The 24,035-nt window shown below is 63.3% G+C and carries 20 protein-coding genes; 13 read left to right on the forward strand and 7 right to left on the reverse strand.

The features are described 5' to 3' along the window. Positions 1-153 precede the first annotated feature (153 nt). Complete coding sequence (locus LB571_RS06810; protein WP_140614973.1) at positions 154-828, reverse strand: GntR family transcriptional regulator; 675 nt, start codon at positions 826-828, stop codon at positions 154-156. 393 nt (positions 829-1,221) lie between these two features. On the opposite strand from LB571_RS06810, the gene ssuD reads away from it, so the two are divergent. From ssuD to LB571_RS06860, 10 genes are all read left to right on the forward strand, one after another. Next, positions 1,222-2,394: an FMNH2-dependent alkanesulfonate monooxygenase gene (ssuD, locus tag LB571_RS06815; protein WP_224524154.1), complete on the forward strand. Its 1,173-nt coding sequence runs from the start codon at positions 1,222-1,224 to the stop codon at positions 2,392-2,394. After that, on the forward strand, positions 2,391-3,848 hold the full coding sequence (locus LB571_RS06820; RefSeq protein ID WP_224593202.1) for an FAD/NAD(P)-binding protein: 1,458 nt from the start codon (positions 2,391-2,393) through the stop codon (positions 3,846-3,848). The genes ssuD and LB571_RS06820 overlap by 4 nt, the downstream gene beginning before the upstream one ends. A gap of 160 nt (positions 3,849-4,008) precedes the next feature. Next, positions 4,009-5,112, forward strand: a complete 1,104-nt coding sequence (sfnG, locus tag LB571_RS06825) for a dimethylsulfone monooxygenase SfnG (protein WP_224593205.1) — start codon at positions 4,009-4,011, stop codon at positions 5,110-5,112. A gap of 123 nt (positions 5,113-5,235) precedes the next feature. Further along, the gene (locus tag LB571_RS06830; protein ID WP_224593208.1) at positions 5,236-6,162 is read left to right on the forward strand and encodes an ABC transporter ATP-binding protein; all 927 of its coding nucleotides are present in this window, start codon (positions 5,236-5,238) and stop codon (positions 6,160-6,162) included. Further along, the gene (locus LB571_RS06835) at positions 6,159-7,058 is read left to right on the forward strand and encodes a branched-chain amino acid ABC transporter permease (protein WP_224593211.1); all 900 of its coding nucleotides are present in this window, start codon (positions 6,159-6,161) and stop codon (positions 7,056-7,058) included. Before LB571_RS06830 ends, LB571_RS06835 begins: the two co-directional genes overlap by 4 nt. Positions 7,059-7,061: 3 nt before the next feature. Further along, a complete protein-coding gene (locus tag LB571_RS06840; RefSeq protein ID WP_224593214.1) occupies positions 7,062-8,102 on the forward strand; it encodes a branched-chain amino acid ABC transporter permease in 1,041 nt (346 codons plus the stop codon). 77 nt (positions 8,103-8,179) lie between these two features. After that, the gene (locus LB571_RS06845; RefSeq protein WP_224593216.1) at positions 8,180-9,517 is read left to right on the forward strand and encodes an ABC transporter substrate-binding protein; all 1,338 of its coding nucleotides are present in this window, start codon (positions 8,180-8,182) and stop codon (positions 9,515-9,517) included. Between the two features lie 67 nt (positions 9,518-9,584). Then, a complete protein-coding gene (locus LB571_RS06850) occupies positions 9,585-10,376 on the forward strand; it encodes an ABC transporter ATP-binding protein (protein WP_140614961.1) in 792 nt (263 codons plus the stop codon). A gap of 24 nt (positions 10,377-10,400) precedes the next feature. Next, positions 10,401-11,648 carry an SfnB family sulfur acquisition oxidoreductase gene (locus LB571_RS06855; protein WP_140614959.1) on the forward strand — a complete coding sequence of 416 codons (1,248 nt, stop codon included), beginning with the start codon at positions 10,401-10,403 and terminating at the stop codon, positions 11,646-11,648. Between the two features lie 167 nt (positions 11,649-11,815). Next, on the forward strand, positions 11,816-12,301 hold the full coding sequence (locus tag LB571_RS06860; RefSeq protein WP_015314243.1) for a hypothetical protein: 486 nt from the start codon (positions 11,816-11,818) through the stop codon (positions 12,299-12,301). An 80-nt stretch (positions 12,302-12,381) separates the two neighbouring features. On the opposite strand, the gene LB571_RS06865 is transcribed toward LB571_RS06860, so the two are convergent. After that, the gene (locus tag LB571_RS06865; protein ID WP_224593218.1) at positions 12,382-13,041 is read right to left on the reverse strand and encodes a TetR/AcrR family transcriptional regulator; all 660 of its coding nucleotides are present in this window, start codon (positions 13,039-13,041) and stop codon (positions 12,382-12,384) included. 275 nt (positions 13,042-13,316) lie between these two features. Here LB571_RS06865 and LB571_RS06870 point away from each other — a divergent pair, with 275 nt between their 5' ends. Together LB571_RS06870 and LB571_RS06875 are read left to right on the forward strand one after the other, a co-directional pair. Further along, positions 13,317-14,756, forward strand: coding sequence for an aldehyde dehydrogenase family protein (locus tag LB571_RS06870; protein WP_224593220.1), 1,440 nt, complete (start codon positions 13,317-13,319; stop codon positions 14,754-14,756). Positions 14,757-14,820: 64 nt separating this feature from the next. Then, the gene (locus LB571_RS06875) at positions 14,821-15,396 is read left to right on the forward strand and encodes a DUF1349 domain-containing protein (RefSeq protein ID WP_140614951.1); all 576 of its coding nucleotides are present in this window, start codon (positions 14,821-14,823) and stop codon (positions 15,394-15,396) included. Positions 15,397-15,549: 153 nt separating this feature from the next. On the opposite strand, the gene LB571_RS06880 is transcribed toward LB571_RS06875, so the two are convergent. The 5 genes from LB571_RS06880 to LB571_RS06900 all read right to left on the reverse strand — a co-directional run bounded on the left by LB571_RS06880 (position 15,550) and on the right by LB571_RS06900 (position 22,163). Beyond that, positions 15,550-16,809, reverse strand: a complete 1,260-nt coding sequence (locus tag LB571_RS06880; protein WP_224593221.1) for a glycosyltransferase family 4 protein — start codon at positions 16,807-16,809, stop codon at positions 15,550-15,552. A gap of 205 nt (positions 16,810-17,014) precedes the next feature. Next, positions 17,015-18,544, reverse strand: a complete 1,530-nt coding sequence (locus tag LB571_RS06885) for a mercuric reductase (protein WP_224593223.1) — start codon at positions 18,542-18,544, stop codon at positions 17,015-17,017. Further along, positions 18,534-19,874, reverse strand: a complete 1,341-nt coding sequence (locus tag LB571_RS06890; RefSeq protein ID WP_224593225.1) for a glucoamylase family protein — start codon at positions 19,872-19,874, stop codon at positions 18,534-18,536. Before LB571_RS06890 ends, LB571_RS06885 begins: the two co-directional genes overlap by 11 nt. Next, positions 19,867-21,351 carry a GH39 family glycosyl hydrolase gene (locus tag LB571_RS06895; protein WP_224593837.1) on the reverse strand — a complete coding sequence of 495 codons (1,485 nt, stop codon included), beginning with the start codon at positions 21,349-21,351 and terminating at the stop codon, positions 19,867-19,869. Before LB571_RS06895 ends, LB571_RS06890 begins: the two co-directional genes overlap by 8 nt. 59 nt (positions 21,352-21,410) lie before the next feature. Further along, positions 21,411-22,163, reverse strand: coding sequence for an SDR family NAD(P)-dependent oxidoreductase (locus LB571_RS06900; protein WP_015314235.1), 753 nt, complete (start codon positions 22,161-22,163; stop codon positions 21,411-21,413). A 463-nt stretch (positions 22,164-22,626) separates the two neighbouring features. Between LB571_RS06900 and LB571_RS06905 the strand changes: the two genes are divergently transcribed. Then, positions 22,627-23,925, forward strand: coding sequence for an O-antigen ligase family protein (locus tag LB571_RS06905; RefSeq protein WP_224593226.1), 1,299 nt, complete (start codon positions 22,627-22,629; stop codon positions 23,923-23,925). Positions 23,926-24,035: the final 110 nt, after the last annotated feature.

Here is a 24,035-nt window from a genome sequence, read left to right on the forward strand (position 1 = left end):
TTACTGTCGGCTGCATCCGGACAAACGGCGGCCGATGGCTGATCTTACGCTTCATGCGCGGGCTTGGCAAACGACTCGCCCGCTTGGAAAGCTAACTAAGCGTTGACGTCAAGCGTCCCGGGGGCCGCAGCGCTGCCAGACGCCGAGAAGGCTTCAGCCGAGAAGGTCCGCGGCGACTTCGAGCGTGTTGCGGAAAGAGGTTTCGAGGTGGTGTTCCATCGCTTGTGCGGCGCCCTCGGCATCGTGCCGCTTCAGGGCATCGAGAATGGTTTCGTGCTGCTCGATCGTCTGTTCGCCATAGCCGGGCTTTGGAATGGCGAGATAGCGGCCGCGGTCCATCTGCGCCTTGGAGATGTCGACCGCTCGCCAGATCATCGGCAGGCCGCAGATTTCGGCGATGGTGCGATGAAAGACATCGTCGAGTTGGATCGCGGTGGCATATCGGCCGCGCGCGATGGCGAGCTTGTGCGCCGCCATATTGTCCTCCAGCAATTCGGCGGATGCCGGCGTGAGCTTGATGGCCGCGCGCCTGGCGCTCTCCATTTCCAGCGCCCGCCGGATGACGTAGGCCTCCTCGAGGTCGGCGCGGCTGATCGGCGCGACATAGGTGCCGGTCTGCGCCAGGATATTGACCAGGCCTTCGTCGCTGATGCGCTTCACCGCTTCCCGCACCGGGGTGCGCGAAACGCCGAGCGCTTCGGCGATGGCCACCTCGTTGATCACTTCCCCCGGCTTCATCTGTCCGACGACGATCAGGTTGCGGATCTTCTGATAGATCTGATCGCGCAGCGGCAAAGCCCGATTGAGGGTCGAAGGGTCAAGGTCCATGGCAAATCCGCAGCGTTCGTTCACCAGAAATGATCGGAGTATATTGGAACGTAAATTGGAATGCACCCAATGCGGAGGCGTCCCTGTCGACAATGGAGGGGGTGGCCAAGTCACTCGACGCCTGGAAGGAGGCCGCCAACCCTTCCAAGGCGGCGCAAGGACAACGTCAACGCGGTCGAGCCGGCCCTCTCCGCTCGCAGGCGGCGGGCATGAGGAAGAATTTCCAATTGCGTGCACGGATTTAGAATAAACAAACTCTACAGAATTTATAGAATAAGCAATCTGCATGGGCGATCTGTTTCCTGCACAGGACCACGCCATGCCAGCATTTCCGCGTTTACTCTCAACCGTGCCGGAGCCGGGCCGCTACCACCGAACCACAGGAGGCAAGGCATGACCCAAGATGTCCCTGACCGCATCAAGGTTCTCTGGTTCCTGCCGACGCATGGCGACAGCCGTTATCTCGGCACGACCGAGGGCGGCAGGGCCGTCGATCTGCCCTATCTGTCGCAAGTGGCGAAAGCGGCCGACACGCTTGGCTATTACGGCGTGCTGTTGCCGACCGGCCGGGCCTGCGAGGATTCCTGGGTGATTGCGTCGGCGCTGGCGCCCCTGACAGAGCGGCTGCGTTTCCTCGTCGCCGTGCGGCCCGGCTTGCAGTCGCCGACGCTTGCCGCGCGCATGACAGCCACGCTCGACCGCATCTCCAACGGCCGCCTGCTGATCAATGTCGTCACCGGCGGCGATCCGCTGGAAAACAAGGGCGATGGGATCTTTCTCTCGCATGCCGAGCGCTATGAGGTGACGCAGGAATTCCTCCGGATCTACAAACGGGTGCTGAGCGGTGAGACGGTCGAGCACCAGGGCAAGCATTTCCGCATCGAGGACGGAAGGTTGCTGTTCCCGCCGGTGCAGGCGCCCTATCCGCCGCTCTATTTCGGTGGCTCATCGGATGCTGGATCGGCAGTCGCGGCGCAGGAAGTCGACAAATATCTGACCTGGGGCGAACCCCCGGCCGACGTCGGACGCAAGCTCGATGCCGTGCGCGGACTGGCCGACAAGGCCGGCCGCAAACTCTCCTTCGGCATTCGTCTGCATGTCATCACCCGTGAAACCACTGAACGGGCCTGGGCCGCCGCCGACAGCCTGATCAGTCGGCTCGACGACGCGACGATCGCTTCGGCGCAGAAAGTGTTCGGCCGCATGGATTCGGTCGGCCAAGCGCGCATGAGCGCGCTGCATGGCGGCAACCGTGACAAGCTCGAGATCGCGCCCAATCTATGGGCCGGCGTCGGCCTGGTGCGCGGCGGTGCGGGAACGGCACTGGTCGGCGACCCGGATACGATCGCCGAGCGCATCGATGAATACCGTCGCCTCGGCATCGACACCTTCATTCTGTCCGGCTACCCGCATCTGGAGGAAGCCTATCGCTTCGGCGAACTGGTGCTGCCGAAACTGCCGACCGATCATCCGGTCAAGTCGACCGGGTCGTCGGTCAATACCGGGCCGTTCGGCGAGACCATTGCCGGTGACCATCGGCCGAAGTCGCTCGCCAGCGCCTCGTGAACGCGCTGCCTCCGGTCCGCCGATCGCGCGTCGCCATAATCGGCGGTGGTTTTTCCGGCGCGGCGGTCGCTTGGCATCTTGCGCGGGCGCATGGGCCGGAGCGCCTGTCGATCTCGGTGATCGAACCGCGTTCCGCGCTCGGCGGCGGTCTTGCCTATTCCAGCGAAGAGCCGTCGCACCGCGTCAACGTCCCGGCCGTCCGGATGAGCATGGTTCCCGAAGACCAGCAGCATTTTGCGCGCTGGCTGGCCGGCAGCGGCGAAATCGAGCGGGACCCGGATGCGCTGTGGAAGAACGGCGACGTATTTCCGCGCCGGCGGGTGTTCGGTCGCTATGTCGCCGAGCAGCTCGCACCTTGGCTCGACTCGGGCGCTATCCGTCATGTCGAAGCTCAGGCCACCCGGGTAGTTCGAGCCAACAGCGCGGGCTGGACCGTACAGACCTTAGCCGGACCTGTCGCGGCCGACATCGTCGTGCTCGCCGCGACTCATCCTCTGCCGGCCATCCCGGCAGCACTTGCCCTGTTGGCTGAAGCACCTGGCTTCATCGCCGATCCCTACGCGCCGTCGGCACTCGCCGGGATCGGGCCGGAGGCGTCGGTCCTGATCGTCGGCTCCGGACTGACCTCGGCCGACATGGTGGCCGAGCTTGACCGCCGGGGTCATCGCGGCCGCATCCTGGCGCTGTCGCGCCGCGGACTGCGTTCGCGCGGCCACCCGGATATCAGACATGAGCCCTTCGGCGACTTTGCGTCGGTGCCGGCCACATCCGCACTTGGCCTGCTGAAGAACATTCGCGTCACGCTGGCCGCGGCGCGAGCCGCCAACCTCAACTGGCAGTCGGTTTTTGACCAATTGCGCATGCAAGGGCCGGTGCTGTGGTCCGCCCTCGCTCCGCCAGAGCGGGCAAGGCTGGTCCGCCAGCTGCGCGTGTTTTGGGACGTGCATCGCTTCAGGATCGCACCGCAGGTGGCTTCCGTGCTCGACCGCCGCCAGACCGCCGGCACATTCGACACCATTGCCGCCCGGCTTGTCGCGTCGAACGACGAGGGCGACAGCCTCGCTGTCAGTTTCCAACGGCGCGGACAGACGCACATCGAGACGGCAAGCTTCGATGCCGTCATCAACACGACAGGGCCGGCCCATGGGCAGGCGCTCCAGTCAAATCCGGCGCTGCGTTCCCTGACTGAGGCCAGTCTGATCAGGGCGGACGCATACGGGCTCGGTATCGAGACCGGCCTCGATAGTCGCGCCGTCGGTGGCGATGACAAGGCGGTTGCCGGGCTTTTCGTCGCCGGTCCGCTGGCGCGAGGCACCTTTGGCGAACTCATGGGCCTGCCGGAGGTCGCTCGCCATGCCCAAAGGGTCTCGGCCGAGATCGCGGGGCTGCTCGACACATCTTCTTCAGGCGGAGCGGTTGGCCCCAATGCCGGGGGCGTTGCGGTCGCGGGCTGACAACCGCAAGCCGGCATGGCTGGGCAAAATTGGTATTTCCGTCCCGCAAGTGCGCCAAAAACGGAAAATCCTCCTTTGTCTATAAATTCCATAAACATAATAAATATACCGACATCTGGCTGCGGCTGGACCGATCAACAGCCTGACTGGGAGACAATTCATGGCACATGCAGGAACCGAAGCGGTCAAATTCGCCTACTGGGTGCCCAATGTTTCGGGCGGCCTGGTGATCTCCGACATCGAGCAGCGCACCAGCCATTCAGCCGAGTACAACCGCAAGCTGGCACAGATCGCCGAAAAGGCCGGTTTCGACTACGCGCTGAGCCAGATCCGTTTCACCGCCGGCTACGGCGCCGACGAGCAGCATGAATCGGTGGCATTCAGCCATGACCTGCTGGCCGCCACCACGACGCTGAAGGTGATCGCCGCGATCCTGCCCGGCCCTTGGAATCCCGCGCTGGCGGCCAAGCAGATTGCCACCATCAGCTACCTGACCAATGGCCGTGTCGCCATCAATCTCGTCTCCGGCTGGTTCCGTGGCGAATTCCACGCCATCGGTGAGCATTGGCTCGACCATGATGAGCGCTACCGTCGCTCCGAGGAATTCATCCGTGCGCTGCGCGGTATATGGACTGAAGACAGCTTCACCTTCCGAGGCGACTTCTACCGCTTCAACGAATACTCGCTGAAACCGAAGCCGCCGCGGCCGCTGCCCGAGATATTCCAGGGCGGCTCGTCGCGCGCGGCACGCGACATGGCATCACGCGTCTCCGACTGGTATTTCACCAACGGCAACACGCCGGCCGAAATCGCCAAACAGGTCGATGATCTCAAGACCAAGGCAAAGGCCAGCAATCATTCCGTCAAGGTCGGCGTCAACGCCTTCGCCATTGTCCGCGAGACCGAGGACGAGGCCAAGGCGGTGCTTGCCGAGATCATCGCCAAGGCCAATCCGGAAGCGGTCAACGCCTTCGGCCACGAGGTCAAGAACGCCGGCAAGGCCTCGCCGGAAGGCGAGGGCAATTGGGCGAAGTCCTCCTTCGACGACCTCGTCCAGTACAATGACGGTTTTCGCTCCAACCTGATCGGCACACCGAGACAGGTTGCCGAGCGCATCGTCGATTTGAAGAGCGCCGGCGCCGATCTCATCCTGCTCGGCTTCCTGCATTTCCAGGAAGAGGTCGAGTATTTCGGCAAGCATGTCATCCCGCTCGTTCGCGAGCTGGAGGATGCCGGGCAGGCGGCTTCGCTGGCAGCGGAATAGTCATCTCTCCAAGGCTGCCGGGTAATCCGGCCAGCACCCGAATGAAGGTTTTCAAGCGCGCTCGATCTTTTCGGGCGGCATCGAGAATTCGTGCGCCTGCGGGCGAAATCGAGGACGATTGGAATGCCGTTGCCCAGCTATGCCATAGGCGTGATGGAAGCCTCGGTCTATGCGCCGGAAGTTTTCGCGCGCGGCCTGCCCTCGGCGCTGCAGCCGTCCGAAGGCCATACCGTGCCGGTAACAGGCACTGCGGTGGCCACATCTCCGATGCTTTCACTCCAGGCCATCGGCCTGTCGTTCGGCGGTGTCGTCGCGCTGGCCGACATCGATCTGTCTGTTCGATCAGGTGAAATCCGCGCCATTATCGGCCCGAACGGCGCCGGCAAGAGCTCGCTGATCAATGTCATCAGCGGTGTCTACCGGCCGGATCGCGGCCAGGTCCAGCTTGCCGGAATCGACTATGCGCAGGTGCCGACGCAGCGGCTGGCGCATCTCGGCGTCGCCCGGACTTTCCAGAACCTTGCTTTGTTCAAGGGACTGAGCGTCCTCGACAATGTCGCCACCGGCCTTGCCTACAAGGTCCGTTCCAACTTCGCCGGCCAGGTGCTCGGCATCGGACGATCGCGCGGCGAGCGACGTGAGACACGCAGCCGCGCCGATCAGATTCTCGAATTTCTGGACCTCACCGCCGTGCGCGATCGTCTTGCCGGCACGCTGCCCTACGGGCTGCGGAAGCGGGTCGAACTCGCCCGGGCGCTGGTCGCGGAGCCGCGCCTGCTGCTGCTCGACGAACCGATGGCCGGCATGACATCAGGTGAGAAAAGCGAAATGGCTGCTTTCGTGCGCGCCGCGCGTGACCGCTTTGCCACCACCGTCGTCCTGATCGAACACGATGTCGGCGTCGTCATGGGCCTGTCCGACCGTGTCGCCGTTCTCGACCATGGCCGCAAGATCGCCGACGGCACGCCCGACGAGGTCCGCAACGATCAGCGCGTCATCGAAGCCTATCTGGGCGTCGCCTCAGACAATGAGGACGGGGCGGGCATATGATCGCCGACTTCGACTATCAGTTCTTCATCGAGGTGCTCGTCGGCGGGCTGCTCTCCGGCGTCATGTATTCGCTGGTCGCGATCGGCTTCGTGCTGATCTACAAGACCTCGGGCGTGCTCAACTTCGCCCAAGGCGCGATGCTGCTGTTCGCCGCCCTTACCTTCGTCAGCCTTGTCGAAAGCGGTGTTCCGTTTGCACTGGCGTTGGTGGCAACGTTCGCCATCATGGTGGCGATCGGCATCGCCATCGAGCGCACGGTGCTGAGGCCGCTGACCAACAAGCCGCCGATCACCCTGTTCATGGCGACGCTTGGCCTGTCCTACATCATCGAGGGCGCCGCCCAACTGATCTGGGGCACGCAGGTCCATGGTCTTGACCTCGGCATCGAGGATGTGCCGCTGGAAGTCGGCGGCGTGCTGATCAGCCAGTTCGATATTTTTGCGGCGGTGGTCGCGGCCGGCATGGTTCTCCTGCTGTCGCTGTTCTTCCGCTACACCCGCATCGGCCTCGCCTTCCGCGCCGTCGCGGACGACCAGTTCGCCGCACTCGCGGTTGGCCTGCGTCTGCCACTGATCTGGGCCACCGTCTGGGCGGCGGCCGGCCTGGTCGCGCTGGTCGCCGGGCTGCTCTGGGGCGCCCGCCTAGGGGTGCAGTTCTCGCTGTCGCTGGTGGTGCTCAAGGCGCTGCCGGTGCTGGTGCTTGGCGGCTTCGATTCCATTCTTGGCGCCATTGTCGGCGGGCTCCTGATCGGCGCCAGCGAGAAGCTCGCCGAGGTCTATATCGGCGATTATTTCGGCGGCGGCATCGAGAGCTGGTTCGCCTATGTCGTCGCGCTTGTCTTCCTCCTGATCCGTCCTTCCGGCCTGTTCGGCCAGAAGCTCGTCGAAAGGGTCTGAGCCATGGCCGCGACTACAAGCGACTTTTCCGCCGTGACGGTGCTGCCGAAATGGGTGGCCCCCGTACTCCTGCTCGCCTTCGCCTATGGCGTCGTGCCGCTGATCGGCTCGAGCTACCTGTTCGAGGCCATCCTGCTGCCGTTCCTGGCACTCAGCCTCGCCGGTGTCGGCCTCAACATCCTGACCGGCTATGCCGGCCAAGTTTCGCTGGGTAGCGCCGCTTTCATGGCGGCAGGCGTCTTTGCCGCCTATAATTTCAACCTGCGCGTCGAAGGCCTGCCACTGATCGGCAGCATTTTCCTCGCCGGCATCGTGGCCGCCGCGATCGGCATCGTCTTCGGCTTGCCGAGCCTGCGGCTGAAAGGTTTTTATCTGGCGGTTTCGACGCTTGCCGCGCAGTTCTTCGTGCAATGGGCGCTGACCAAGTTCAGCTGGTTTTCCAACAACTCTGCATCCGGCGTCATCGACGCGCCCAGGCTGTCGTTTTCAGGCTTCACACTCGATGGCCCCGTCGGCCGCTATTTCTTTGCGCTGACCATCGTCGTCATCCTGACCTTCTTCGCCTATCGGCTGGTATCGTCGCAGACGGGACGAAACTTCATCGCCATCCGCGACAACGAGACCGCCGCCCGCATCATTGGCATCCCGGTCTTGAAGACCAAGCTTCTGGCCTTTGCCATCTCGTCCTTCGTCATAGGCGTCGCCGGTGTCATCTGGGCGTTCGCTTATCTCAGGACCGTAGAGCCGGATGGCTTCGATCTCGACCGCTCGTTCCAGATAATGTTCATCATCATCATCGGCGGCCTCGCCTCGATCCGCGGCGCATTCTTCGGCGCCGCCCTGATCGTGGTCTTTCCGCTCGCACTGTCGCGCCTCGGCGGCTTCCTGCTTGGCGATGTCTTCGATTCGGGCGTGCTCGACATGAGCCAGCGCATCGTGCTCGGCGTCCTCATCATCCTGTTTCTGATCCTCGAACCCGACGGGCTGGTGGCCCTGTGGGACAGGATCCGAAGACGGCTCCTGTTCGCTTGGCAATCGACCTGAGCCCTCGCACTCAGAATCCTATTCGAAGATGAACCAGAGGCCGGACCAAAGACGGCCCATACCGGGAGTACCTAGCCATGACCTTCCTCAGCACCATCAAGGCGGCGGCTTTGTCCGCGGCGATGATCGTGTCGGTGGCCTTGCCATCAGCTCATGCCGACGAACAATATTTCCCGCTGCAGAGCTATCGCGTCGGACCCTACGCGGCCGGCGGCACCGGCTTCTTCGGCGGCTTCATCGATTATCTCAACCTCATCAACATCCGCGACGGCGGCGTCAACGGCGTCAAGCTGACCTGGGACGAGTGTGAGACCCAGTATGAGGTCGAGCGCGGCGTCGAATGCTACGAGCGGCAGAAGAGCCATGCGGGTGCCGCTGCCTGGAACCCGCTCTCAGTGGGCATCGCCTATGCGATGATCGACCGTATCACCGCCGACAAGGTGCCGCTGATCACGGTCAACCATGGCCGCACCGACTCCACCGACGGGCGCGTCTTCCCTTACGTCTTCCCGCTGCTGCTCAACCCCTACAGCGAGACGTCAGGCATCGTGAACTATATCGCCGCCAAGGAAGGCGGCATCGACAAGCTCAAGGGCAAGAAGATCGTCGTGCTCTATCACGGCTCGCCCTACGGCAAGGAGACCATCCCGATATATGATTTGCTGGCGCAGAAATATGGCTTCACCGTGCAGCAGATCGAGGTGCCGCATCCCGGCAACGAACAGCAGTCGCAATGGCTGACCATCCGCCGCGCCAAGCCTGCTTTCGTCGTCCTGCGCGGCTGGGGCGTGATGAACCCGGTGGCGCTGAAGACAGCGGTCAAGGTCGGCTATCCCGTCGACCACATCGTCGGCAATGTCTGGTCGAATTCGGAAGAGGACGTCATCCCCGCCGGCGATGCCGCCAAGGGCTACACCGCCATCACCACCCAGGCCTCGGGCAACACCTATCCGGTGGTGCAGGAGATCGTGAAGACCGTCTACGGCGCCGGCAAGGGCAATCTCGAAGACAAGTCGCGCATCGGCTCTGTCTACCACAATCTCGGCATCGTCAACGGCATCCTGAATGTCGAGGCGATCCGCGTCGCGCAGGAGAAGTTCGGCCATCGCACGCTGACCGGCGACGAAGTCCGCTGGGGCTTCGAACACCTCAAGCTCGACCCGGCCAAGGTCGAGACGCTCGGCGCCAAGGCCCTGTTCCACTCGATCAATGTCAGCTGGGACAACCACGAGGGCGAGGGCTACGTGACCTTCCAGCAGTGGGACGGCAAGAAGTGGAACGTCGTTTCCGACTGGATCGCGCCGGATTGGGCGCTGCTGCGGCCGATCATCGAGAAGTCGGCCGAAGCCTATGCCGCCGAGAAGGGCATCAAGCTGCGCACCGCCGACGATGCCAACGCCGTGACCACCAACTGATCTCCGGGCCGGGTGCCGTGGACACCATCCGCGGCGCCCGGCCCATCCGCAAAGCACCGAAACAGCCATGCCGAACGACGACATCATCCTGGCCGTGGACGCGGTCCACGCCACCTATATCAACGCCATCACGGCGCTGCATGGCGTCAGCTTCGAGATCAGGCGGGGTGGGATTCTGGCGCTGCTCGGTGCCAACGGCGCCGGCAAGACCACGACGTTGAAGGCCGTCTCCAACCTGCTGCCGGCAGAGCGCGGCCAGGTCAACGCCGGCTCCATCCGCTATGATGGCTCGGATGTCTCGCGCCGCAAGCCGGGCGATCTCGTACGCGCCGGGCTGGTCCAGGTGCTGGAGGGCCGTCACTGTTTCAAGAGCCTCACCGTCGAGGAAAACCTGGTCGCCGGCGGCATCGGCCGCAGCGGCCGCCGAGCCGAAATCAACGCGGATCTCGAACGGGTTTATTCCTATTTTCCGCGTCTCAGGGAAAAGCGCCGGACATTGTCCGGCCTCACCTCCGGTGGCGAACAGCAGATGACTGCCATCGGCCGCGCGCTGATGTCGCGGCCGCGCCTGCTGGTTCTCGACGAGCCCTCGATGGGGCTTGCCCCGCTCATCGTGCAAGACATCTTTCAGACGCTGAAAAAACTCAACCGCGAGACCGGTCTGTCGATCCTGGTCGCCGAGCAGAACTCGGCGGTCGCGCTTGGCTATGCCGACCACGCCACTGTGCTCGAAAACGGCGTCTCGGTCCTGTCCGGCGCGGCCGCCGATCTTCGCCAGCGCGAGGATATCAGGGCGCTCTATCTCGGCCAGCAGCCGTCGCCCGCCGCCAAGCCATCCCGTCTCCACGCCGTTGCCTGAACCGAAATTTGAAGGAGCAATGAAATGACCGTCTCGACCGTCAAGACAGACCATGCTTCCGCCGCCGTACCGCCGGTCGCAAGGCCCTCGGCACCAGCACACATCATCAGGGACGATGCGGAGGCGATCGCCATCGCCCATGCGCTCGCCGCCGAATTCGTCAAGGGGGCGTCCACGCGCGACCGCGAGCGTATCTGGCCGGTTGCCGAGCTCGACGCCTTCTCCCAAAGCGGCCTGTGGTCGATCAATGTGCCGAAGGAATTCGGCGGGCCGGAACTGTCCTATGCGACGCTGGTCAAGGTGATCGAGATCATCTCGGCGGCCGATTCCTCAATCGGCCAGGTCGCGCAGAACCATCTCGGCGTCATCGCGGCCATCCGCACCGTGTCGGATGTGGAACAGCAGAAGCTGCTGTTCACCGAGGCGCTGAAGGGCACCCGGTTCGGCAACGCCTTTTCCGAGTTCGGTTCGAAGCGCGCCGCCGATTTCGAGACCCGCTTCACCGACGCCGGCGACCATGTCGTCGTCAACGGCCGCAAATTCTATTCGTCCGGCGCGCTGCTTGCCCATCTGGTGCCGATCGTGGCGCTCGATGACGAAGGTCGCGCCTGGTATGCCATCGCCGACCGTGGTGCGCCCGGCCTGACCGTTATCGACGACTGGTCGAGCTTCGGCCAGCGCACGACGCTCTCCGGCACCGTCATCATCGACAACGTCAAGGTGCCGAAGACGTATCTGGTGCCGGGCTACAAGGGCTACGACAAGCCGACCGCCGACGGCGCCATCTTCCAGATAATCCAGGTGGCGGTGGACACCGGGATCGCCCAGGCGGCGATCGACGAGACGGTTCACTTTGTCAGGACCAGGAGCCGCGCCTGGATCGACAGCGGCTTCGACAATGCCTGGGACGATCCCTACACCATCCAGGCTGTCGGCGACCTCACGCTGCGCCTGCACGCGGCGCAGGCGCTGCTCGAAAAGGCCGGCCATGCCATCGACAAGGCGGTGGCCGAGCCGACAGCCGAAACGGTCGCGCATGCCCAGATCGTCACCGCGGAAGCAAAAATCCTGTCGACCGAAATCGCCATCGCGGCAACGAACAAGCTGTTCGAACTGGCCGGCACGCGCTCGACGCTGGCCGAGCACAATCTCGATCGCCATTGGCGCAACGCCCGCACGCACACGCTGCACGATCCGGTGCGCTGGAAATATTCGATCCTCGGCAAATATTTCCTCAACGGCGAGAATCCGCCGCTGCACGCCTGGAGCTGATCTGCCGGAGGCGGGCGGCGCGGGCTGCGGTCGACCTGGTCGTCGCCGAGTGGCTTTGCCCTGACGGTTATCCCCTTCCGGATGCCGGCGGCGGGTGAAAGCTTACGCGCAATTTACGACCATCGGTTACACCGGTTCCTGTCTGATTCGTTCGGGACAGGAACACCATGAGCAAAGCCCTCACGACCTTCGCACTCGTCTCCGTCTTGACCGCCTTGCTCATGGCGCTGAGCCTTGCGGTGGCCCGTCACGGCTATCCCTATGGGGCGATCGGCGTCAAGCGTCTCGACGGCATCGCCGACGCCGGAACGTTCATTCCGCTTGCGGCAATTTTCTTCTTCAGCGCGCTGTTGATGATGATCCTGCCGATCCGCGCGGCCAGTATCGTCCTCCTCCATGCCGCCGATGCGATCTTCTGGACTGTCATTGTGCTGTTCGCCACCATCGTCGGCGGCCTGCTCGCCCGATGGGCTTTCGGTCAGGGCAGCGCTCTTCTGGCGTTGTTGAACTGGCGGTTCCTGTTTGCCGTGGCGGTCGTCGGTTGCCACTTCGTCATGAACGAGTTACGCCGCAACGTGCTGCTGCGCAGCCTGTTCTTCGTGATCTTTGCCGCCGCCACGCTAGCCTGCCTGTTCTGGTCGTTTACGCTTTAGCCGGAACCTACCATCCTATCGCCGCCGGTTCTTCGTTCCATGGCGAAGCGCTATTGGGATCACGAGTTCGGAGTCTTCGGCTATTGGCCGCCGGAGACCGCTTTCGCGACGTAGCGCGAAAAATCCTCGACATCCGCAGCCGAAGGCTCCTGGCCGGTGAAGCTGCGCAGATACGCGGCAACATGCGGCAGGCGACTGCTCATCGGCTCATTGAGTTCGAGCGAATAGTAGCCGATCTGCATGAAATAGAGCACGCGAGCGCGAACGAACGCGTCTTCCTCCTCATAGCCATGACGCAAGAACATGCCGCGGATGGCAGTGACGCGTTCTTCGTCGGCCTCGTCGAGCGCACGCCGGATGGTGGGGGAGCGGCGAGCCCATGCCCGGATGGCGAAATCCAGCCGGGGATCGAACAGCTTTTCGTCCACCCAGCATTCGAAAATGCTCATCACCCCGCGAATGACAGTCGTGGAAGGGCGTGTGGCACGCTCGACGATGAATCGGGTATTGGTCTGCCGCCAGTGGTCCAACAATTGGTCGAGCAGATCCTGCCGGCTCTTGAAATACCAGTAAAAGCTCGAGCGCGAGACATCGAGTTGCTGGCCAAGCGTCAGCACACGGACGCGTTCGACGCCGTCCGAGATCAGGGTTTCAAGCGCCAGCTTCAGCCAGTCTTCGCGGGTAGCCTTGACGTTGCCGGTGGCGCCGGCGCGCTGGATCGTCGTTTCGATTGCTGCCATCTTGACGACGCATGACACGCCACACCAGGCAAATCAAGATTGTGGACATGCCTGTACAGGCGATCCGGCCTTGACCCGGAGCGCTGCCCGCCCATGTTAGCCGGATTGCTTGGCGACGCGGCTCCGTCGCCGCTGCCGCGAAGGCGTGAGTGCAGGCCCGGGGATTTTTGTCGCGGTCTCCAGGCCCAGTGCGTGCTTTCCCGCAAGGCAATTGTCTGGCAAATACCACTTCAGACAGATGCCGCCGCGCGGCCAACAGCCAGGAAGGCAAGGACATGACAGCGTTTCGAAAAAACCTCATCGATGGTGAATGGGTCGGCGATGCCGGCTCCCGCAACATCAACCCCTCGGATACCGGCGACGTCGTCGGCGAATATGCTTCGGCGGGGGTCGAACAGGCGGGCCAGGCGATAGCGGCGGCCAAGGCGGCGTTTCCAGCGTGGTCCCGCTCCGGTCCGCTGGCGCGCCATGCGGTGCTGAAAAAGACGGCCGACGAGATCATGGCGCGCAAGGACGAACTCGGCCGCAATCTGGCGCGTGAGGAAGGCAAGACGCTGGCCGAGGGCATTGGCGAGACGATCCGCGCCGCCCAGATATTCGATTTCTTTGCCGGCGAAACATTGCGCCTGTCGGGAGAGGTGGTGCCAAGCGTGCGGCCGGGCGTCGGCGTCGAGATCACGCGCGAAGCGGTCGGCGTGGTCGGCATCATCACACCGTGGAATTTCCCTATTGCCATTCCCGCCTGGAAGATCGCTCCGGCGCTGGCCCACGGCAATACCATCGTCTTCAAACCGGCCGAGCTCGTTCCCGAAAGCGCCTGGTCCATCGTCGACATCCTGCATCGCGCCGGCCTGCCCAAGGGCGTGCTCAACCTCGTCATGGGCAAGGGCTCGGTGGTCGGCCAGGCGATGCTCGACAGCCCCGACGTCAACGCCATCTCCTTCACCGGCTCGGTGGGAACCGGCAAGCGCGTCGCGGCGGCAAGCGTCGAGCACATGCGCAAGTTCCAGCTTGAAATGGGCGGCAAGAATCCGCTGGTCGTGCTCGACGATGCCGATCTCGCGGTGGCTGTCGATTGCGCGCTGAACGGCGCCTTCTTCTCGACCGGCCAGCGCTGCACGGCCTCGTCGCGTTTGATCGTCACCGAAGGCATCCACGACCGTTTCGTCGACGCGCTCAAGGAGCGCATGGAAAAGCTGGTGATCGGCGACGCGCTCGACGCGCAGACCCAGATCGGCCCGGTCGTCGACGCGACCCAGCTCAAGCAGGACGAGGACTATATCGCCATCGGCGTCCGCGAAGGCGCCACGCTCGCTTTCGGCGGCGAACGGCTCGACCGCAAGACGCCGGGTTTCTATCTCAAGCCTGCGCTGCTGACCGAGGCCACCAACGCCATGCGCAGTTCGCGCGAGGAGATTTTCGGCCCCGTCGCCAGTGTCATCCGCGTCCAGGATTATGACGAGGCGCTTGCCGTTGCCAACGACACGCCGTTCGGCCTGACCTCGGGCATCTGCACCACGAGCCTCAAGCACGCCACCCATTTCAAGCGCAACTCCGAAGCCGGCATGGTGATGGTCAACCTGCCGACGGCGGGCGTCGATTTCCACGTTCCTTTCGGTGGTCGCAAGGGCTCGAGCTTCGGTCCGCGCGAACAGGGCCGCTATGCCATGGAGTTCTACACCACGGTAAAGACCGCCTATACGTTCGCGGGATAACCTGGCGCGCCGGCCGACCGCCGGCGGACCGTCACTTCCTCTGGAAACGGACCGGTGCAAAGGGATGACATTGCAGGACCTGACCTGGCTCAACCCGCCGCCGCACCATGCCATCGAAGGTGATGGCGTGCGCGTGCGCACCGGCAAGGAGACCGATTTCTGGCGTGAGACCTTCTATGGCTTCTGGCGCGACAACGGCCATTTCCTGTATCGGCGGGTCGAGGGCGATTTCACCGCCGAAGTGACCGTCAAGGGCGACTACGAGGTGCTTTACGACCAGGCCGGGCTGATGGTCCGGCTGAGCGAAACGCACTGGATCAAGGCCGGCATCGAATACACCGATGGCCTTGCCTATTTCTCCGTCGTCGTCACCAACGACACCTCGGACTGGTCGTTGGTGGCCATTGCCGCCGGCCCTGACGGCGTCAGGATCCGCCTGACCCGCCACGGCGAGGCGGTCCGCGTCCAGTATTTGGACGCTTCCGACGGCCATTGGAAGCCGGTGCGGCTCGCCTATTTCCCGACCTCGAAGATGGTCGATGTCGGGTTGATGTGCTGTTCGCCGCAGCGTGAAGGTTTCGAAGTCACGTTCTCCGGATTTTCGGTCGGTCCGCCGATTGCGCGGGATCTGCACGACTGACCCTGGCAACCGGGCTCCGCGTGGCGTGTGCGAACGGACCGGTAGGACATTGCGGCCCCAAGGCCCTTCCATCTCTCGGCATAGGCCTGGAAGCGTTCGGGAATGCTGTCCGTCTTCCACGCCCGGTGCAGGATCGGCGGGATAATCGGCGGCTCATGGGGCGATCCGAGACGGCTGGTCGTCATCGCCGTCATTATCCAGGGCAAGCCCGGCACGGACGGCATCGCGGATCGCCTGCGGGCCAAACCTTGCCCATGCGGCCTGGTGGGCGCGCACGCGCTGCCTTGCCCGGCGCCCGGCGTCGAGTGAAAGTTGGATGGCCATGGCGGCCAGGCCTTCGTCGCTGGCCGACAGCAGCACCTCGTCGTTCTCGACCAGGCCCAGGCCCTCGGCCGCGAGCGGTGTCGCGATCACCGGCACCCCCCAGGCCATCGCCTCCAGAATCTTGATGCGCGTGCCCCCGCCCGCCCTGAGCGGGATGATGCTGAGATGCGCGCTGGACAGGAGCGGCCCCACGCTTTCGGGATATTCAACGAGCTCGACATCGGGCAACCCGCGCAGGGCCAGCACGGCCGGTTCCGGGCCGCGTCCGGCGAGAACCAGCTTCGCGTCGGGCAAGGCCTGGCGGATGCGGGGCAATATGGTCCGGGCCAATCGCACGGCGGCGTCGACGTTTGGAGGATAGCCGAGATGACCGATGAAAAGGATCACCGGAAAGCCGCTATTGGCCGACGGTTCCGGGGGCAGCACATTGGGAATCGCCTCGACGTTGGGAATCCCATTGGGAACGACATCGATGGGCATCGCGCGCCCGCCAAAGCGCATCAGCTTCTCGCGATCCTCGTTCGAGCAGACCCAGACCCTGTCGACAAGGGCGAGCGCCTTTCTTTCGAGATGCCTGATGCCAGGCACCGATGCGGCAACGGAAAGGCGCGATGCGGTTGCTTCGGCGCGTTTCATCTGCGCGGACAAGTCGGACTCGACATTGTGCATGTCGAGGATGAGCTGCTTTGCCAGCGATCGCAAAGGCCGCAGCAGCTTGAACAGGCCGATGCTCTCGACCACCACGGTGTCAGGGCGGAATTCGAGGATCAGTGCTTCCAGCCGCGCCAGGGCCGCGCGCGAAATGCGATGCTCCTCCCTTATACGCCACCATCCGATGGAAGCCGTCCGGGGCTCTCCCTCGATCGACAGCGCCTCGGTGCGGATCAGCGGATTGGGCGCCGTCATGGCGATGGCCCTGGGCCGCACCGAGGCCAGGCAGACCGGTCCGAACGCGGCCGCCGCCACGGCATTGCGATAGTTGCGCAGATCCGCGCCGGAAGTCGGCGGAAACGCCGGCTCATGGCACACGATCAGCACGCGTCGCCCGCTGCCGCGCGCCGGCATGTCGGCATCGGGCCGCGCGCTCAAGACGGACGCCCGACGCTTCGCGCCAGGAGTTGCGCAAGCTCTTTCTCGGACGACATTAACGAGGCCCCCGCAGCCACAGAAATCAGCTTCGACTTGTTTAGCCGAACCGTGCTTTCGTCAAGCGTTGGATCACAGTCTGATGCCCGGCGCGCTTGCCTTGCGGATCGGTCGCAATGCGGATCCGGCTGGGACCGAGCGCAAAGGCTTATCGCCTGGACCAGGCCAGCCAGCGGGCCGCCAGGCGCCTGCGCAATGAAGTGAACCGTGTCCGTCGGTAAGCGTCGCCCGCCATCTTGATGCCTTGCGCCTGTGTCGGGAAGGGATGGATGACATCGGCCAACGCATGCAATCCCATGCCCGAACGGATAGCGAGGGTCACGGCATTGATCATCTCGCCGGCATGGCTGGCGACGACCGTCGCTCCCAGGATGCGGTCGGATCCCTCCCTGACGTGGATCTTGACGAACCCTTCCTCTTCGCCGTCCATCACGGCGCGGGCGACATCGTGCATCAGGACCGTATAGGTCTTGACCGGAATGCCGTTGCGCCGCGCCTCCAGGGGATAGAGACCGACATGGGCGATCTCCGGATCGGTATAGGTGCACCAGGGGATAACGAGTTCGCTGAGCCTTTCGCGGCCGCGAAACAGGGCATTGCGCACGACGATGCGCGCTGTTGCCTCGGCGGTGTGGGTGAACTTGTATTCGAGGCAGACGTCGCCCGCCGCGTAGACATTTGGGTTGGTGGATCGCAGATAATCGTCGACCTTGATGCCGCTGGCGTCATAGGCCACGCCGGCTTCATCGAGGCCCAGGCCATCGACGTTAGGTGAACGGCCGACGCCAGTGATGATCTCATCGACCGTAATCGTCGTCGTGTCGCCATCCCGCATCAGGTCGGCGGCCTTCTTCTCGCCCTCCATCCGCACCGCCACCACTTCGGTGTTCAGCCGCACCTCGATCCCCTCGCGCGCCAGCGCATCCGAAAGGATCTGCGCGGCGTCGCGCTCCTCGCCGGGCAGGAACATCGGATCGCTCTGCGCCAGGATGACCTTGGCGCCGAGCAGGCAGAAAGCCTGCGCCGTCTCGCAGCCGAGCGGCCCGCCGCCGATGACGAGGAGCCGAGGCGGGCATTGCGTAAGGTCGTACATGGTCTCGTTGTCGAGATAACCGGCCTCGGCAAGCCCCGGAATCGCGGGCCCGCTTGCATGCGCGCCCGTCGCGACCAATGCCTTCTTGAAATGCAGGGTCCTGTCCGCGACCACAACGGTGTCCGGTCCGGCGAAGCGCGCTTCGCCGAAATAGAGGTCGATGCCCTCGGCTGCGACGGAAACGGACGAATTGGCACGGCTGATCCGCTGCCGTATCTGCCGCATCCGTGTCATCGCCCGTTGAAAGTCGACACGAAGGTGGTCTGGCGGGTCGCCGCCAAAGCTCTCGGCATCGCGCATATCGGCATAGAGCCTGGCCGTGCGGATGATCGACTTCGACGGGATGCCGCCGACATTGACACAGGCACCACCGATCAGCCCGCGTTCGATCAGCGCGACCTTCGCGCCAAGGCTCGCGGCGTCACGCGCGGCGGTCAGCCCGGCCGGCCCGGCGCCGATGACGACGAGATTGTAGGGGCCGTTCGGGGTCGGGTTCTTCCAGTGCGCGGGATGCGCGCCCCTGATCAGTTCGACGTCATTGCTGTCGACAGGGAAGACGGCGGCTCTCGTCGGTTCACGCGACATCGCGCCCTCCGGGTACCGGCCGCGACAGCCATCCGCCGGTGAAACCCGCCTTGCCCAGGCCGCGACGGATATGGGGATTGGAACGCATCAGCTTCCAGATCAGTCCGGAACGGTGGTTTTCGATCATCATCACCGCGATGCCCTGGTCGAGCCCGTAATGGCCTTCCGACACCCAGCCGTTGCGGCCGAATTTGCGCCGGTTGGCCAATGTCGGATTGAAACCGCTCGGCAGCCGGAAATTCTCGAGCACCTCCGGGTAACGATCGACGAGGTGACGCAGCGCCGCCAGGCAAATGTCCGGCGCGAAAGGCAGCGACGCCGGATAGGACCATGGTGCGATTGTCCCGTCATCCGGTCCGAAAGGCGCGCCGCGCGCGGCATAGCCGGAAAACCGGTGGGTCCGCCGCTCCACGCTGGCGCGGAAGCCGCCCGGTCCGTCTCCGGCCGAAAGACCCCACAAATTCTCGCCATAGCCGTCAAAGCCGTAAGGGTTGTGCCGGGCGTAGTCGCGGTGAAGGTATGTCGAGCGGCGGCTGTTTTCGAAATAGTCCGAATTCTTCTCCCGCATGAAAGCGTCGCGGATGCCGGCGAAATCGATCCAGGCATGCGAGAACTGGTGCATGAACAGCGGCCCGCCATAGAGCACGTCGTGACCGTAGATGTTTTCCCATTGATAGGTCGCCGTCCAGGCCTCGTAGCTGTCGTCCGAGGTCGGGCGGTCCGGAGAAGCCATCGATAGCACATAGAGGATCGTCGCCTCGTTATAGCCTTCCCAGCCATAATGCAGAAAGCCGCTCCTCGGCTTCCAGCCCTGGCGGAGCGTCGGGCTGCTGCCTTGCGCCCATCGCCAGTCGACGCGCCTGTAGAGCGCCTCGGCCAGATGGCGGATTTCGGCTTCGTCGTCATTGTCGCCGGAAAAATAGGCGCTCGCCACCAGCATGCCGGCGATCAGCAGGGCGGTATCCACCATCGACAGTTCGCAGCGCCAAACGCGCAAGCCGCTCCGCATGTCGAGAAAGTGGTAGTAAAAACCCTTGTGGCCGGTGACGTCGTGACCGCTGCCTTGCGTGCTGGTCTGGAAAAAGCGTAGCGCCGCAAGGGTCAGGCAGGCAGCCGCATCACGCGTTATCCAGCCACGTTCGACGCCGATCGGATAGCAGGACAGGGCAAAACCGACGACGGCGATGCTGCACGGCGAATTGGGCCGCGACGTGTCGGCGACCAGCCCGTTGTCGGGGTTCACGTTCTCCAGGAAATAGCCGAACGCGGCGCGTTGACAGCGGTCCAGCAGTTCGTCATCGGCCAGCGCGGCGGGATCTGCTCTAAGCAATCGATAAAAACTCCAGCCTGATGGCAGCAACGCCCTGCGCAGGTACGGTGACATCGAACAGAAGGGTATGACCGTTGAAGGCGATCGCTTGCGGCTGTTTCGGCATCGCCGAGGCCGCATGCAAATGCTCTACCATTGCTCGGCTCAGGTAATCGGGACTTCCCATTGTCACCCATAGCGCCTTGGGGTTGGCATTTACCGCATCGACGCGTCGGATGGTTACCATGTCGGGCCGCCGTGCATTCTCAAGTTGAATCTGCACGGTCTCGTTCGCGACCGGATGCCGCGGCAAGGCGAAGTTGGAAATCAGCACGGTCAACGAATTTCCGTCGCGCACACACCAACTGTCGACGGTGGGATGATTGCCTTGAGTCGAGAGGATTTCGGTTCCAAGGCCATGCAGCATTTCGAAGGCACGGTAAGCCGGTTTGGCTACGCCGTGAAGGTTCATCAGGCCGAAACCACCATGAAAGGGCAGGGATGGAAAATAATTCTCTTCGAAAATATCCGAAAAGGTCCAGTAGCTGTAGCCCTGAACCAGCCCTCTCGCCTCCATGACCGTCTTGACGATGAAGGCGGCGGCATAGGGCTCGTCGTGCATGGGATCGCGCGGGTTCGACGATGTGCACCATTCGGTGTAGTAGAGCGGACGGTCGCCTGCCTGCCGTCGCGCGGTGCGCGCCTCCTCGCGCAGGACGCTTCGCATGCTTTTCGAGAGCTGGGCTTCGGTGTCGTCGCCAGGCTGGCCGAAGGCATCGGTCGGATAATGGTGCGTGCTGACGAAGTCCGCGGGAAGGCCGTTCTGGCCACAGTATGCGATGAACTCATCGACCCAGGCATTGTCGGCTGTGGCTGGTCCGCCGACCTTCAACTGCGTGTCGACGGATTTGATAGCTCTAGCCGTGTAGGCATACAGCTTGAAATAGTCCTCCTGTTTGCCGCTGCCGAACGCCTCGAGATTGGGTTCATTCCAGACCTCGAAGAACCATTGCCGCACCTCGTCGAGGCCGTAGCGATCAACCCAGTGAGCGACGAGCTTCGAAATCAGCGTCGACCACTGGTCGTAGTCCTTCGGCGCGCTGACATTGGCGCGATAGCGGAAGACGATCTTTCCGGACGACGACAGCATTGTCGGCGTGAAACTCAGCTCGACGAAGGGGCGCATGCCGATCGACAGCAGGAAATCGAAGATCTGATCGGCATTGAAGAACGAATAGAGCGGCTGGTCGTCCTGGTCGATGAGCGTGCCCATGTCGTCATCGAGCAGCCCATGAAAACGGACATGGCGAAAGCCGAGTTCGTCATGCGCCCGGCGCATCTGCGCCTGCCAGTCCGCGCGCAGGGCGAGCGTCGCGTGGCCGCTGCCGACCGTATGTTCCCAGAAGTGGGGGAATTCCTCGCCCTGGACGCAGAGGTCGCAGCGGAAGGTCAGCCCCGGGGAACTGTCTGAAATGTCTGCCGTTTCTACACCTTCCATCACCGACTATACGCCGGCGAGGGCATATTCGTTGCCCGCTCACGCGGATTTGTAGTGCATCAGTAGGTGGCGCGGCCGCCCGAGACGTCGAACACAGCGGCCGTGGTGAACGAGCATTCCTCCGAAGCGATCCATGAGATCAGCGCCGCCACTTCCTCGACCTCGCCGAACCGCGCCATCGGTATCTTGGAGAGCATGAAATCGATGTGCTCCTGCTTCATCTGCTTGAAGATCGCGGTGCGCACGGCGGCTGGCGTCACGCAGTTGACCGTCACCTTGGTTTTGGCGAGTTCCTTGCCGAGCGACTTGGTCAGGCCGATCACCGCCGCCTTCGAGGTGCTGTAGGCGGAAGCGTTGGGATTGCCTTCCTTGCCGGCGATCGAGGCAATGTTGACGATGCGGCCATAGTTGCGCTCGAGCATGTGTGGCACCAGCGCCTTGTTGCAGTAGAAGACGCCGTTGATGTTGATGTCGATGACCCCACGCCAGTCCTCGACCGAATAGGACCAGGTGGTCATGTTGGGGCCGGTGATGGCCGCACTGGTGACCAGTATGTCGACCGCGCCGAAGGCGTCGATCGTCGATCGTGCGGCGACCTCCACACTTGCCGCATCCGCAACGTCCAACGTCACTCCACGCAGGCCGGGAACAATGGCTTTCGCCTGTTCGATCTGTGCGGGATCGCGATCCCAGACGCAGACGCGCCCGCCTTCGTCGACGATCCTCTGCGCGACCGCCAGTCCGATGCCCGAGGCGCCCCCGGTGATGACCGCCGACCGGCCTGAGAAGCGCCCCGCGAAATTCATTGGCATGTGTTCCCCCTGTTCATGTTGGCTGAAGGCGCCCCGCGTGCTGGCCGGTCCTGGGACTGTGAGGTGACCGCCGACCGAGTTCAAGCCGGCATGCGGCCGGATCGTCTGGGCCAATCGGCCGGATTATGGCGCCGTTCATTCGAGTTGGTCGCGCAGCGCTTCCACCATACCCACCACGGCGAGGCCGATATAGGCATGCGCATGGACTAAGGAAACCTCAAGGGACGCGCCTCGTTCCTGATGGGCAGTCGGAGCACATGACCGATTGGCCCGTCCACGGCCGAGATCTCTCGGCGATCGCCGCGCTGTAAGACAAGGTGACCGGATTTGCCATTGAGCACGGGGTGCGATAGGTTATATTGCACTGCACAATGGAGGCGCCGTTTCTTGTACGACCCTGTTTGCGGATATGCCGGCTGGTTTGCGGCCTGCCGGTCCTGGGTCGTGTCGACGGGACCGTGAGATGAAAATTCCCAAATCCCTGCTCGTCGATTCCGAGAAGAATTCGGTCTATGGCAGCTTTGCCGTTGCCGTTTCGATCTGGGCGTTCTCCTATTCCGTCATTTTCGGCCAGGTGCTGATCCTGGCCTATTATGCCGTCTGGCTTCCGCTTATCCTGGTCGACTACCGGCGTTTCCTGCGGCAACTGTCCAGCGCCTGGCTGCCGCTGCTCTTCGCGGCCTATGTCTGCTTTTCCATATTCTGGTCGCAGGCGCCCGGCGTCACCGCCAGAACGGCGGTCCAGTACTTGTCCCATATCGCCTGCGCCTATGTCGCCGCACGCACCGTCAGCGTGCGCACCCTGACAATAGGCGCCCTGGTCGGCATATTCTTCGTCCTGCTCTATTCGCTGAAAGTCGGCGCCTATTCCGAGGACGTCCTCGACGGCACCTATAATTTCGTCGGCGCCTTCGCCTCCAAGAACCAGATCGGCTTCGTCGGCTCGCTCGGCATCTATTTCTCGGTCGTGTTCCTTGCTTTCCTTCGGCGTGGCCGGCTGAGTTTCATGCTGACCGTGCCGGTCGTGCTGTTGTCGGCCTATGTGCTGGTCGTCTCGCATTCCGCCACCTCGATGGCCTCGATACCGGCGGTTCTGGCGCTGGTGGCGCTTCTTGCGATGAGCAAGCTTTTGTCGCGACGCTACCGCCGGGTGATCTTCCTGGTCGGCGCCGGCATGATCGTCGTGGTGGCCATCGTCGCCCTCAATCTCGGGCTCATGGACTTCGTGCTTGGCATCTTCGGCAAGGATTCGACGCTCACCGGGCGGACTTATCTGTGGGAGCAGGGCTGGAACGCCGCGATGCGATCGCCGATCCTTGGCGTCGGCTATGCCGCCTATTGGGTGCAGGGCTTTGCCGAGGCGGAGCGGCTGTGGAACGAATTCTACATCAGCACCCGCACCGGCTTCCATTTCCACAACACCTATGTCGAAGCCCTTGTCGAACTCGGCTTCACCGGGGCGGTGCTGATATCGCTGATCATGCTGCGCACGCTCCTCGGCCACATCGCGGCGGTGGTCTTCAAGACATGGCAGGCCGAATCGGTGGTTCTGATCGGCGTGATGGTGCTGCTGCTCATCCGCTCCTTCGTCGAGGTCGAGATACTCAACCCCTACATCATGGGTTCATTCCTGATGTATTTCAGCTTCTTCAAGCTGGCGAGGCTGCCGGTCACCCGCACGCGATGGTCGCCGGCTTTCGAGCCGGCGGATGCCAAGGCCGGACAGGCAGCCTGGCCTCACCGTCCCGCGGCAGCCGAGTAATGATGAGAGTCCGCTAAAGCCATCGCAGGAAAACCGCGTAGCGGTTCCGTTCGGGATTGCGTCAACAGCCATTCTGGTTTTCCGGTGCTGAAAATATATCAGCAAAAACC

The sequence above is a fragment of the Mesorhizobium sp. BR1-1-4 genome, from assembly GCF_020165375.1.
In the GTDB taxonomy this organism is placed as follows: Bacteria; Pseudomonadota; Alphaproteobacteria; order Rhizobiales; family Rhizobiaceae; genus Mesorhizobium; species Mesorhizobium australicum.

Bases quoted from the DNA above. Each gene is read 5' to 3' on its own strand.
- LB571_RS06835 (WP_224593211.1), top strand. From the start codon at position 6,159: ATGATCGCCGACTTCGACTATCAGTTCTTCATCGAGGTGCTCGTCGGC.
- LB571_RS06895 (WP_224593837.1), bottom strand. From the start codon at position 21,351: ATGGAAGGTGTAGAAACGGCAGACATTTCAGACAGTTCCCCGGGGCTG.
- LB571_RS06865 (WP_224593218.1), bottom strand. From the start codon at position 13,041: ATGGCAGCAATCGAAACGACGATCCAGCGCGCCGGCGCCACCGGCAAC.
- LB571_RS06905 (WP_224593226.1), top strand. From the start codon at position 22,627: ATGAAAATTCCCAAATCCCTGCTCGTCGATTCCGAGAAGAATTCGGTC.
- ssuD (WP_224524154.1), top strand. From the start codon at position 1,222: ATGACCCAAGATGTCCCTGACCGCATCAAGGTTCTCTGGTTCCTGCCG.
- LB571_RS06810 (WP_140614973.1), bottom strand. From the start codon at position 828: ATGGACCTTGACCCTTCGACCCTCAATCGGGCTTTGCCGCTGCGCGAT.
- LB571_RS06885 (WP_224593223.1), bottom strand. From the start codon at position 18,544: ATGTCGCGTGAACCGACGAGAGCCGCCGTCTTCCCTGTCGACAGCAAT.
- LB571_RS06845 (WP_224593216.1), top strand. From the start codon at position 8,180: ATGACCTTCCTCAGCACCATCAAGGCGGCGGCTTTGTCCGCGGCGATG.
- LB571_RS06855 (WP_140614959.1), top strand. From the start codon at position 10,401: ATGACCGTCTCGACCGTCAAGACAGACCATGCTTCCGCCGCCGTACCG.
- LB571_RS06840 (WP_224593214.1), top strand. From the start codon at position 7,062: ATGGCCGCGACTACAAGCGACTTTTCCGCCGTGACGGTGCTGCCGAAA.
- LB571_RS06870 (WP_224593220.1), top strand. From the start codon at position 13,317: ATGACAGCGTTTCGAAAAAACCTCATCGATGGTGAATGGGTCGGCGAT.
- LB571_RS06830 (WP_224593208.1), top strand. From the start codon at position 5,236: ATGCCGTTGCCCAGCTATGCCATAGGCGTGATGGAAGCCTCGGTCTAT.
- LB571_RS06850 (WP_140614961.1), top strand. From the start codon at position 9,585: ATGCCGAACGACGACATCATCCTGGCCGTGGACGCGGTCCACGCCACC.
- LB571_RS06860 (WP_015314243.1), top strand. From the start codon at position 11,816: ATGAGCAAAGCCCTCACGACCTTCGCACTCGTCTCCGTCTTGACCGCC.
- sfnG (WP_224593205.1), top strand. From the start codon at position 4,009: ATGGCACATGCAGGAACCGAAGCGGTCAAATTCGCCTACTGGGTGCCC.
- LB571_RS06875 (WP_140614951.1), top strand. From the start codon at position 14,821: ATGACATTGCAGGACCTGACCTGGCTCAACCCGCCGCCGCACCATGCC.
- LB571_RS06900 (WP_015314235.1), bottom strand. From the start codon at position 22,163: ATGCCAATGAATTTCGCGGGGCGCTTCTCAGGCCGGTCGGCGGTCATC.